Consider the following 10,449-nt stretch of genomic DNA (forward strand, 5'->3'; position numbering starts at 1 on the left):
ATGCGATCACAGCCCGCCCGTCACGCGCAGCACCGCGCCTGTGGCGTAGGAAGCGGCGCCGGAGATGAGCCAGGCCACCGCCTCGGCGATCTCCTCCGGCTCGCCGACCCGCCCCATGGGCACGCGGGGTGCAACGCGGGCAGGGCGGCCCGGGTCCCCGGCCAGGGCGTGGATACCGGTATTCACCGTACCCGGCGCCACAGCGTTCACGCGGATGCGCTGCGCCGCCACCTCGCGCGCGAGACCGGCGGTGAAGGCCTCCACCGCGGCCTTGCTCGCGGCGTAGTGCACGTATTCCCCGGGGCTGCCTGTCTGGCTCGCGACGGAGGAGATGTTCACGATGGAGCGCTCCTCGGCTTCCACGGACGCAAAGTGGCGCAGAGCGGCCTGTGCGCAGAGCATGGTGCCGATCAGGTTCACCGCGACGACGCGTCGCATCCAGGTGGGATCGAGATCGCGGAACCGCCCGAGCGGGCCCGTGATCCCCGCGTTGTTCACCAGGGCATGGAGAGGCCCGAAGCGCTCCTCCGCGGCGGCAAAGAACCTGTCCACCTCCTCCTCCCGCGTCACGTCCAGGGGCAGGGCGATCGCTTCTCCGGCCTCCTCCCCGATTGCCGCCAGCACCTCGCCTGCTTCCCCGGCGTGCCGGCAGCCGATGGCGATCCGGTAACCGTCCTGTGCGAGCCGCCGGGCAATGGCGGCGCCGATGCCGCGGCTGCCGCCGGTGACGATGACGAGGCGCGATGACAGCAAGGGATATCTCCGTTTCCGGTGAAGGCTGGAGCAGCGACGCCGTCTGCGGAAGACAGGCAGATCCGATGCGCCGCATCGGGAAATCTTGCGTGGGAGAGGGCCGGCGATGCTCAGAGCTGCCACCACCACTTGTGTGTTTCCCGCCATACGGCGCCCGGATCCGCGCCGATGTCCCGCCGCATCCGCGCATCCATCTCCGCGAGGAGGCGGCGTTGCGCATGGCATCTCAGCCGCTGTCGCAGGCCGAGCAGGCATGCGGCAAGCCTGGGCCGCAGGCGGCGCAACCGGACAGCCGCGCCGACGGAGGGGGATCTGTTGATTCGTTCCGACATGGCCTGATCCTGAGCAGGCCGGCCCGCCCCTTGCAGGCCACGGTCGGCCCGTCGGGCGCGGAACTGCATCGCCCCGGCTAGGGCACAGTTGCTCGACACCTTCCGCACGGCACGGTCTCTCAGGGCCACCAGATCGGGATGACGGAGGCCGCAAGCAGTGCCCCGAGCAGCCTGTTCGCCAAAGCCCATTGTCGCCCCGTCCGCAGGCGGCGTCCCATCTCCCGGCCAGCCGCGCACCAAAAAGACAGGGCGGACAGCGCGCAGCCCGTGAAGCAGCCGCCGAGGAGCAGGGCCAGCTCCGCCGGGCCATCCGCCAGGCCTGAGAAGGATGCAGCCGCTCCCAGCGTCACGGCCCAGGCCTTGGGATTCTGCATGGTGAGAAGGAGCCCCAGCACCACTCCGCCGGGCACGTTGCCCTCCCTCTCGCGCGGGGGCCCGCCCTGCGCGATGCGCCATGCCAGCCAGAGCAGGTAGGCGGTCCCGGCCAAGCGCATGGCTCCTTGCGCCGAGGGCACCAACAGCAGCGCCGCCCCGAGGCCGCTTCCGGCTGCCGCGCCCATCAGGCCGAGCCCAAGGCCCAGCCCGGCCACGAGCGGCAGGGAGCGCAGGAATCCAAAGCGCGCCCCCGATGCGATGGCCATGACGGTCGCGGCCCCCGGGGTGAAGGCAGAGACCGCCGTGAAGGCGAGAAGTGGCCAGATCGTGCTCATCGTCGCTCTCCGAGGCAGGCCGCCATGCTCCGACCGGCCATAGCAGGCGTGCCAGCCACAGCCGCCGCTCACTGTGCCGCCTCGGCACCGCCACAGTTGCCCGGCTACGCATGACGCCTCGCCTTGCCCGGCGCGCGCAGGGCGCCAATGCTCCGCCATGGATGCGTCCAGAGGAGGCGCCGCATGGCCCAGGGCCCCGTTCACGCCGCGCCGGACAGGCCCCCGCTGCGCCTCGTCCTCGGAGGCCATGCGCGCCTCGGCGTCGAGATCGACCGCGGGGCAGCGGAGCCGCTGGCCGACCAGATCGCGGGGCGCCTGGCCGCGATGATCCGCGCCGGCACGCTGCCCCATGGGACGCGGCTGCCCTCGATCCGCGCCCTGGCCCGGCGCACCGGCATCGGCGTGCACAGCGTGGTGGAGGCCTATGCGCGCCTCGGCGCCATGGGGCTGGCCGTCTCCCGCGCGGGGTCCGGCGTCTATGTCATCCGCCCTGCCGAGCTGCCGCCGCCGGCGCCTCTCCCCGCCCCCGATCCCACCATGGCCGAGGGCGTCGCCATGGCCATGCTGGAGGCGCGGGAGGACGTGCTCTGCCCCGGCGGCGGCGTGCTGCCGGAGAGCTGGACGGAGGGGGCCTGGCAGGGCGGCGTGCTGGCCCGCTTCCACCGCCACCTGCCCGCGCATCTGCGGCGCGTCGCCCCGCCGCAGGGCGGTGCCGCCATCCGCGGGCATGTCAGCCAGCGCCTCGCCGCCCGCGGCATCGCCGTGCCGCCGGATGCCGTGGTGATGACGGCGGGCGGCACGCAGGCCCTGCAGCTAGTGGCGCAGACCTTCCTCTCCCCCGGCGACACCGTGCTGGTCGAGGATCCCGGCTACTTCATGCTATTCCCGATGCTGGAGCAGCGGGGCCTTCGGCTGGTGCCGGTCGAGCGGCGCCCGGATGGCCCCTGCCTGGAGGCGCTGGAACGGGCCTGCCGCGCGGAATCGCCCAGGGCCTTCTTCCTGCAGCCCGTGCTGCACAACCCGACGGGCTGGACGGCCTCCCCCGCCAACCTCCACCGCCTGCTGCGCATCGCGGAGCGCCACAACCTCCTGCTGGTGGAGGATGACGCGCATGGCGACCTGCATGGCGGGGAGCCGGTGCGGCTCATGCAGCTCGATGGCGGCGCCTCGGTGATCCATGTAGCCAGCTTCACCAAGCTGATCGGCCAGGGCATGCGCACCGGCTTCCTCGCGGCCTCGCCGGAGCGCGCGCAGGCGCTTCTGCGCACCAAGGTCACCACCGCCCTCACCGGCTCCGGCGTGGAGGAACAGCTGCTGCTCGAGATGCTCTCCTCCGGCCAGTACCGGCGCCACCTGGAGATGCTGCGCGCCCGCCTCTCCGCCGCGCGGGGCCTCGTGGCCTCTCGCCTGCGGGCGCTGGGCTTCGGCATCGCGGAGGCGGAGGACGGGATGTTCCTCTGGGCCGAGGCGCCGCCGGGCGCGCGGGAGGACCTCGTCCTCGCCGCGCGCGACCGCGGGCTGGTGCTGGCGGGGGGCGCGCTGTTCCGGCCCAACCGGCAGCCCAGCCGGCATTTCCGCTTCAACATCGGCCGCAGCACCGATCCGCGCATCCCGGAGCTGCTGGGCGTGCTTCTGCGGGGGGGCGGGGCATGACGGCGCGGCTGCCGACGGGCGCGCGCTCCGCCATCCTCGCCGGCGGTGCCGTCATGAGCGTCGCCATGGGCGTGCGGCAGAGCTTCGGCCTCTATCTCGACCCGCTGGCGAGCGGCTACGGCCATTCCCTCGGCCTCATCGCCTTCGCCATCGCCCTGCACAACCTCACCTGGGGGTTCGCACAACCCTTCGCCGGGGCGGCATCGGACCGGTTCGGGCCCGCGCCCGTGGTGGCGGCAGGCGCGGCCCTCTACGCCGCCGGCCTGTCGCTCGTCGCGCTCTCCGCCTCAACCGCCGCGCTGCTGGTCGGCATGGGCGTGCTGGTCGGGCTGGGGATCAGCTGCAGCAGCTTCGGCGTGGTCATGGCGGCTCTCGGCCGCGCCGTGCCGGCGGAGCGGCGCAGCATGGCCATGGGCCTGGCCAGCGCGGGCGGCTCGCTCGGCCAGGCGCTCTTCGTGCCGCTGGCGCAGGGCGTCGCGCAGGGTTCCGGCACCGCCGCCTCCCTGCTCACCCTGGCCGCCTGCCTCGTCCTCGCCGCGCCGCTGGGGCTGTTGCTGGGCCGCGCGCCCGATCCCTCCGCCGCGGCCGAGCCCGCCATGCCGCTGCGGCACGCGGTGCGCCAGGCGCTGGGCCACCGGGGCTATGTCCTGCTCACCCTTGGCTTCTTCACCTGCGGCTTCCAGCTCGCCTTTATCGGGACTCACCTGCCGGCCTATCTCACCCTCTGCGGCATGCCGGCGGGTGCCGGCGCCCTGGCGCTGGCCACGATCGGGCTGTTCAACATGATCGGCAGCTGGGCCTGCGGCTGGCTGGGCGGGCGGCTGCCGCAGCAGCAGGTGCTCGGCTGGCTTTACCTGCTTCGCGGCCTCGTCATCCTCGCCTTCTTCCTCGCGCCGAAGAGCCAGCCGGTCCTTCTCGCCTTCGCGGCGGCGATGGGGCTGATGTGGCTGGGCACGGTGCCGCTGACCAGCGGGCTGGTGGCGAAGGTCTTCGGCACGCACCACCTCGGCACGCTCTTCGGCCTTTGCTTTCTCAGCCACCAGCTCGGCTCCTTCCTCGGCTCCTGGTCGGGCGGCCTCGTCTTCGAGCTCACCGGCTCCTACGCGCTGATCTGGACGGCCACGGCCCTCGCCGGCTTCGTCGCCGCCGCGCTGCATTTCCCGATCGACGCGCGGCCAGCGCTGGCCGTCCCGGTGCTCACGGTCCGGCGCGGCGCATCCTGATCGCGCGGCGGAGCGGCCCTACCGTCAGGATCGCCTCCGCGGCGAATCGAAAGGTTGCACCACGGCGCGGAAGACCTCCATCCCCTCGCATCGCGCGGCATGGGCCGCGAGATGCGGGTTGCGCCCGGGTGCATGGAGCGCCGGATGCGCCTCCGCTAGGAAGCGCAGGGCGCAGGCCACGGTGATGTCCGCATGGCCGGGTGTCCCGCCGAACCAGAAGGGTGTCGCGCAGCCGGCGCGCTCCGCCTCCAGCACGTCGAGCACGCCGCCGATCTGCGCCGTGCAGCGCGTGATCCAGGCCTCCGAGGGCGCGGCATGCAGCAGTTGCTCGTAGACCAGGCTGACCATCTTGTCGCAGAGCCCGCTCGCTAGGGCGCAGATCCGCAGCATCGCCCTGCGTCGTGTGCCATGCGGCGCGATGAGACGGCGCTCCTCGCCGGCCAGTTCGTCCAGATGGTCCAGGATGGCCGTGCTGTCGATCAGCACCTCTCCATCAGGGAGGATGAGGGTGGGCACGCGGCGAAGTGGGTTGTACCCGGCCAGCCGCTCGGCGTCGCCGAAGGTGGACCAAGGCCAGTGTTCATAGGGCAGGGCGTAGAGCCGCATGGCGATGGCGACCCGCCGCACGAAGGGCGAATCGTATTGGCCGATCAGAATCATGCTCATGTCCGAAGCCACGGGAGATCCTCACAAGGCCGGCTCCAGCGCCGCCATCGCGGCCCAGAGCAGAATGATGGCGCCGAGGCAGAGCACCGCAACCGCCATCATGCCCGAGGCGTAGCCCCCGGTGCTTTCCCAGCTCCAGGCGATCGCGACCGGCCCGGCCGCCCGCGCCACGGCGTTCGCGGCCGAGAGCACGCCGGAGACCGACCCATAGCGCCGCGTGTCGAAAAGATGGGCCGGCAACGCCCCGCGCATGATGGTGAGCACGCCATTCGCGGCGCCATAGAGGATCAGCGCGATCCCCAAGACCGCGGCTGTCTGCCCGAGGGCCAGTGCGGCGAAGGCCGTGCCCACCCCGGTCAGGGCGAGTGCCGTGACCGCGCGCAGGGAGAGCCGCGCGCCGGCCGCGAACTCCATCAGCCGTCCCGCCACCTGCGCGCAGCCGACAAGGGAGGCCAGCAGGGCGGCCGAGCTGCCCAGCCCCTTGTCCTGCAGAAGGGGAACGAGGTGGACGGCGATGGTGGCGCTCGCCACTCCCATGGCCGCGTAGACGCAGATCAGCGCCGAGAAAGACCAGCGCGGGACGCCCCGGGCGGTAGCACTGTCCTGCGCCCCAGGCACCGGGCTGGCAGCGCCCGGCATCAGCAGATGCGGCAGGGCGCAGGCCAGGTTCATCGCGGCCAGGGCCGAGCAGGCCTCGCGCCAGCCCAGGACCTGTACCAGAAGCCCGGTCGCCGGCCAGAACACCGTGCTCGCCAGCCCGCCGGCGAAGGCGACCACCGCGATGCCCCGCCTCGCCTCGCCGGCTCCGAAGGCCGTGGTCACCGCCGCGAAGGCCGCCTGGTACAAGGCCGCCGGCATCGTGGCGCCGATCAGGATCCAGGCGGCGTAGAGCTGCCAGACCGTCCCGATCTGGCCCGCCAGCCAGAGACCTGCGGCGGAGGCCAGGGAGCCCGCAGTCATGACCCATCTGGCACCCACGCGGTCGAGCAGCCACCCGACCAGCATCGCCGCGCCGGCCTCGGCCAGCAGCCCCGCGGAGAATGCGCCGACCACCACCTCCTTCCCCCAGCCCGTCTCCCCGATGATCGCCGGCATCAACAGCGAGAAGCTGTAGAAGAGCGTGCCCCATTGCACGACCTGCGTCACCGCCAACGCCGCGGGCACCCGCCAGGGCAGCCGCGCCTCGCTCATTGTGCCGTGCTCATCCTGCATGAACCAAAGCCTGCCCTCAAATTCCGGTTCCCATGCTGGCGGCCCGGCGCGGAGGGCAGAAGAAAAACTTTCCGATGCCGCGCATCCGGATAAGTTTAGTCTGTGTCCCTACCCGTCCTCACGCTGCGCCAGATGCGCACCTTCCTCAGCGTCGTCGAGACCGCGAGCGTCTCCGCGACCGCGCGGCTCCTCGGCCTGACGCAGCCTGCCGCCAGCCAGCAGTTGCGCGAGATGGAGCGCCGCATGGGTGTCCGCCTGCTGGAGCGCGCGGCCGGCCGCTCGATCCCCACGGCGGCCGGGGCGGCGCTCATCCCCGCCGCCCAGCGGGCCCTCGCCGCCGCCGCTGATGCGGAGGAGGCCGTGACGGCGCACCGGGAGGGCGCCGCGGGACGCATTCGTCTCGGCACCGGCGCCACCGCCTGCATCCACCTGCTGCCGCCCGCCTTGGCCGGCCTGCGCCGGCGGATGCCCGGCGTCGAGGTCGTCGTGGAAACCGGCAACACGCCCGAAATGGTGCGGCGGGTGGAGGAGGGGGGGCTGGACGTCGCGGTCGTGACCATGCCGGTGCCACGCCGCCGCAGCCTGCAGCTGGAACCGCTGGTCACGGACCCGCTCCTCGCGCTGCTGCCTGATGCGGCGGCGCCAAGCCAGGGGGCGCTGAGCGCCGCGGTCCTCGCCCGGTTCCCCCTCATCATGTACGACACGGGCGGCACGGTGCGGCGGCTCGTCGATGAATGGCTAGCACGCGCCGGTGCGGAACCCCGCATCGTCATGGAGCTGGACAGCATTGAGGCCATTAAGGCCCTCGTCGCGAGTGGTCTCGGCGCCTCGGTCCTGCCGTCGCTCGCGCTGCAGTCGCCGGTTCCCGGAGCGCAGTGTCATACGCTCCGCCCCGCCCTCTCGCGGCAGCTCGTCACCGTCTTGCGACGGGAGAAGACGCGCGACCGCGGGCTGCGAACGCTGCTCAAGGAGTTTGAACGGCTGAAGTAGGGTGACCTGGCTGGACCGAGGTTTCAGCTCGGGCAAGGGCGTTCCCTGCTGTCCGGCCGGCTTGCCGGACTCAACTCGGAGGAGGCCAAGGCTTGTCCATCAAGTAGAACCAGATCCCCGTCATGCCGATTACGGCCAAGCGGTTGATAACTTGGTTGGACCTCGGGCCGACGGCCATTCCGCCAACCACAGGCAAGCCAAACGGAGGTCAGCTTTTCGTACTCCCCTGTCTGAAAGCAGAGCGGCCTCTGGCTGCTCCATGGCGGCACGGACGACGGTGTTGCACCAGAGGTGGAACGGTGGCGAGAGGTAGCGCCCGTAGGACAGCGCCAGCTGCCAATGCGCCCAGGTGCCGCCCTGGTTGCCCCGCACGGTGGCGGTGAGGCCATCCGTGTCGAGGTGCCAAATGCCGGCCAGGCCGGCATTTGAACCGAACAGGTCGGCGTTCTCGGCCAGCTGGGTGTCTGCATGCGAGCGGAAGTGCTCGGTTTCTTCCAGAGCGAGCCAGTCGGCCGGGCGCCGGCTGATCCGCGCCCTGGTCTCCTCCGAGCAGAACCACCGCTGCTACTGCGGGATCCGCACCAACGAGGCGACGACGTCCGTCGGCGGGGCGACCCTGGAGCATGTAATGCCGCGGGCCGAGGGCGGTGCCGACACCTACGGCAACCTGGTCATGGCCTGCCTGGGCTGCAACGAGGGGCGCGGCTCCCGGCCACTGGGTCCCGCCCTGAGCTGGCGACAGAAGCCCGGCCCGCTGGAACACTACCGGCTGGGACGCTGAAGCCCGGGCCGGCCCGCTAGGGCGCGGGTGGGCTGCCTGCCTCCATACGCCTCCGGTGGGCCGCCAGCAGCCGGCTGACCGTGGGCTCGCTCACACCATGCAGCCGGGCCATCTGCGCCGCCGTGCGCCGTCCCGTGAGCACGCTGTCGGCGATGTCGGCCTGCTGAACTGCCGTCAGCTTGGGCCGCCTGCCCCCGATGCGCCCCTCGGCCCGCGCGGCTGCCAAGCCGGCGCTGGTGCGCTCGCGGATCATGGCACGCTCGAACTCGGCGAAGCTGCCGACCATCTGCATCATCATCCGGCCTGCGGCCGTGGTGGTGTCGATCGCCTCGGTCAGCGACCGGAAGCCCGCCCCCGCCGCGTCGATCCGCTCCATCAGGTGCAGCAGGTCCTTCAGCGACCGGCTCAGGCGATCGAGCTTCCAGACCACGAGCACGTCGTCGGGGCGGAGCTGGTCCAGCAGGCGGTGCAGCTCAGGCCGGTCCCAGCGGCCGCCCGAGGCGGTCTCCTGGAAGCAGCGATCGCAGCCAGCGTTGCGCAGAGCGCGCTTCTGCAAGGCGGTGCTTTGTTCCTCGCCCTTGGAGATCCGCAGATAGCCGAGCAGCATGAGCCCTCTTTCATTAACGACCGTTTACGCAAGATTTAATCGGCGGCAGCCCGGCCCTGGGCAGCGGGATGCTTAAACCTCTTTCAAATTAGAATTTAATGGCAAGTGGTTTGTGAAAGGGTGCTGGGTGCGATCGATTGAGCACCAACGATCGCGGCGGAGCGGATAAACGTACCGGGATCGCGCCTATACCCGAACAGTCCAACCAGGAGAGGAAAGCAGGTTCGGACAGCGATGTTGCTGGCCTGCGTGACCGCTGCCACCCTCGGTCAGCATCATGCCCATCACGGCCCTTGACCGCCTCCGGACGCAGGCAAGCTCGGCCACGCTCTTTGCACCCACGACCCTCGCGGACGCTCTGCGCCGCCTCGGCTTCGTGCAGGCGGACCCGATCCGTGCCCCCGCCCGGGCCCAGGACCTGATCCTGTGCCACCGCGTGCGCGGCTACCGCGCCGGCGACCTGGACCGGAGCTTCGCGCGGCTCGGGCTGGAGGAGGACTTCCTCTACGCCTACGGCTTCATGCCGCCCGACACCGCCTGGCTGCTCCACCCTCGCCCCGATCCGGGCTGCGAGGCCGGCGTGCACGCCCCGACCGGACTGGCCGCGGAGGTGCTGGCCTTCGTGCAGGCGCATGGCCCCACCCACCCTAGGGACCTGGAGCAGCGCTTCGGCCGCGAGCGGGCGGTGAATGGCTGGGGCGGCTTCTCCAAGGCGACCACGCGGGCGCTGGAGGGGCTGCACCACTACGGCCTGCTCCGCGTGGCGCAGCGCCGCGACGGCATCCGGGTCTATGCGGCCGTGCCGCCATCGCCGGCCAGGATGGAGCTGGAGCCGTCGGAGCAGGCGCGGCAGCTGGTGATGCTGGTGGCCGGCCTCCTCGCCCCCGTGTCCGCCGTGAGCTTGCGCGGCGCACTGGCCCTCATGGCGCGGCGCAACCCAGGCCTGGGGCCGCTGGGGCCAGTGGTTGCCACCGCACTCCGGCGCGGGGAGCTGGAGCAGGAGACGGTCGAGGGTGAGACCTATCTCCGGCCGGCGGCCGACAGGGGCTGGCAGCACGGTGCGGCGCCGTCCGGCGTCCGCCTGCTGGCGCCCTTCGACCCGGTGGTCTGGGACCGCCGCCGCTTCGAGCACCTGTGGGGTTGGGCCTACCGGTTCGAGGCCTACACGCCCCCGCCGCGGCGGCAGTTCGGCTACTACGCCCTGCCGCTGCTCTGGCGCGGCGCGGTGATCGGCTGGGCCAACCTCACGCTGCCCGGGGGCAAGCTGGATGCCGCGATCGGCTATGCCCAGCGTGCACCGATGAGCATGGAGTTCCGCCGCGCCCTGGATGCGGAGCTGGCCCGGGTGGAGCGCTTCCTGACACCAACGGGCACAGGGCGTAAAATGCCCGATTGCATGCTAGAGGCTGTTGTGGACTGAGGGGAGGTCCAGATTTGCGGGATGACCCGCAAGGCTTATCCGTCCGACGTATCCGATGAGGAATGGGGTCTGGTCGCACCCTACCTCGTGCTGCTGCCCGAG

Annotated in this window: 12 protein-coding genes; 6 read left to right on the forward strand and 6 right to left on the reverse strand. The window is 71.7% G+C overall.

Annotation, left to right across the window (positions count from 1 at the left end; translation table 11 throughout):
- Positions 1-6: 6 nt before the first annotated feature.
- Complete coding sequence (locus tag ACLIBK_RS22685; RefSeq protein ID WP_415389584.1) at positions 7-753, reverse strand: SDR family NAD(P)-dependent oxidoreductase; 747 nt, start codon at positions 751-753, stop codon at positions 7-9.
- 451 nt (positions 754-1,204) lie between these two features.
- Positions 1,205-1,795, reverse strand: coding sequence for a LysE family translocator (locus ACLIBK_RS22690; RefSeq protein ID WP_415389585.1), 591 nt, complete (start codon positions 1,793-1,795; stop codon positions 1,205-1,207).
- Positions 1,796-1,978: 183 nt separating this feature from the next.
- On the opposite strand from ACLIBK_RS22690, the gene ACLIBK_RS22695 reads away from it, so the two are divergent.
- Positions 1,979-3,448 carry a PLP-dependent aminotransferase family protein gene (locus ACLIBK_RS22695; RefSeq protein ID WP_415389586.1) on the forward strand — a complete coding sequence of 490 codons (1,470 nt, stop codon included), beginning with the start codon at positions 1,979-1,981 and terminating at the stop codon, positions 3,446-3,448.
- Positions 3,445-4,671 (forward strand): MFS transporter, encoded by a 1,227-nt coding sequence (locus tag ACLIBK_RS22700; RefSeq protein WP_415389587.1) that lies wholly within the window; start codon positions 3,445-3,447, stop codon positions 4,669-4,671. The genes ACLIBK_RS22695 and ACLIBK_RS22700 overlap by 4 nt, the downstream gene beginning before the upstream one ends.
- Positions 4,672-4,695: 24 nt before the next feature.
- Here ACLIBK_RS22700 and ACLIBK_RS22705 read toward each other — a convergent pair whose 3' ends face one another.
- Positions 4,696-5,331, reverse strand: coding sequence for a glutathione S-transferase family protein (locus ACLIBK_RS22705; RefSeq protein ID WP_415389588.1), 636 nt, complete (start codon positions 5,329-5,331; stop codon positions 4,696-4,698).
- Positions 5,332-5,358: 27 nt separating this feature from the next.
- Positions 5,359-6,528 carry an MFS transporter gene (locus ACLIBK_RS22710; RefSeq protein WP_415389589.1) on the reverse strand — a complete coding sequence of 390 codons (1,170 nt, stop codon included), beginning with the start codon at positions 6,526-6,528 and terminating at the stop codon, positions 5,359-5,361.
- Between the two features lie 123 nt (positions 6,529-6,651).
- Between ACLIBK_RS22710 and ACLIBK_RS22715 the strand changes: the two genes are divergently transcribed.
- Positions 6,652-7,539, forward strand: a complete 888-nt coding sequence (locus tag ACLIBK_RS22715; RefSeq protein WP_415389590.1) for a LysR family transcriptional regulator — start codon at positions 6,652-6,654, stop codon at positions 7,537-7,539.
- A gap of 129 nt (positions 7,540-7,668) precedes the next feature.
- Here the strand turns inward: ACLIBK_RS22715 and ACLIBK_RS22720 are convergent, their stop codons facing one another.
- Positions 7,669-8,067 carry a KilA-N domain-containing protein gene (locus ACLIBK_RS22720; RefSeq protein ID WP_415389595.1) on the reverse strand — a complete coding sequence of 133 codons (399 nt, stop codon included), beginning with the start codon at positions 8,065-8,067 and terminating at the stop codon, positions 7,669-7,671.
- Here ACLIBK_RS22720 and ACLIBK_RS22725 point away from each other — a divergent pair.
- The gene (locus ACLIBK_RS22725; protein WP_415389591.1) at positions 8,000-8,320 is read left to right on the forward strand and encodes an HNH endonuclease; all 321 of its coding nucleotides are present in this window, start codon (positions 8,000-8,002) and stop codon (positions 8,318-8,320) included. The genes ACLIBK_RS22720 and ACLIBK_RS22725 overlap by 68 nt on opposite strands.
- 16 nt (positions 8,321-8,336) lie before the next feature.
- Here the strand turns inward: ACLIBK_RS22725 and ACLIBK_RS22730 are convergent, their stop codons facing one another.
- Positions 8,337-8,927, reverse strand: coding sequence for a recombinase family protein (locus ACLIBK_RS22730; RefSeq protein WP_415389592.1), 591 nt, complete (start codon positions 8,925-8,927; stop codon positions 8,337-8,339).
- Positions 8,928-9,204: 277 nt separating this feature from the next.
- Here ACLIBK_RS22730 and ACLIBK_RS22735 point away from each other — a divergent pair, with 277 nt between their 5' ends.
- Positions 9,205-10,347 (forward strand): DNA glycosylase AlkZ-like family protein, encoded by a 1,143-nt coding sequence (locus tag ACLIBK_RS22735; RefSeq protein WP_415389593.1) that lies wholly within the window; start codon positions 9,205-9,207, stop codon positions 10,345-10,347.
- A gap of 21 nt (positions 10,348-10,368) precedes the next feature.
- On the forward strand, positions 10,369-10,449 hold an 81-nt coding region (locus ACLIBK_RS22740), incomplete at its 3' end, for a transposase (protein ID WP_415389032.1).

The sequence above is a fragment of the Roseomonas sp. BN140053 genome (assembly GCF_047690175.1).
In the GTDB taxonomy this organism is placed as follows: domain Bacteria; phylum Pseudomonadota; class Alphaproteobacteria; order Acetobacterales; family Acetobacteraceae; genus Roseomonas.

Bases quoted from the DNA above. Each gene is read 5' to 3' on its own strand.
- ACLIBK_RS22730 (WP_415389592.1), bottom strand. From the start codon at position 8,927: ATGCTGCTCGGCTATCTGCGGATCTCCAAGGGCGAGGAACAAAGCACC.
- ACLIBK_RS22695 (WP_415389586.1), top strand. From the start codon at position 1,979: ATGGCCCAGGGCCCCGTTCACGCCGCGCCGGACAGGCCCCCGCTGCGC.
- ACLIBK_RS22735 (WP_415389593.1), top strand. From the start codon at position 9,205: ATGCCCATCACGGCCCTTGACCGCCTCCGGACGCAGGCAAGCTCGGCC.
- ACLIBK_RS22705 (WP_415389588.1), bottom strand. From the start codon at position 5,331: ATGATTCTGATCGGCCAATACGATTCGCCCTTCGTGCGGCGGGTCGCC.
- ACLIBK_RS22700 (WP_415389587.1), top strand. From the start codon at position 3,445: ATGACGGCGCGGCTGCCGACGGGCGCGCGCTCCGCCATCCTCGCCGGC.
- ACLIBK_RS22690 (WP_415389585.1), bottom strand. From the start codon at position 1,795: ATGAGCACGATCTGGCCACTTCTCGCCTTCACGGCGGTCTCTGCCTTC.
- ACLIBK_RS22710 (WP_415389589.1), bottom strand. From the start codon at position 6,528: ATGAGCGAGGCGCGGCTGCCCTGGCGGGTGCCCGCGGCGTTGGCGGTG.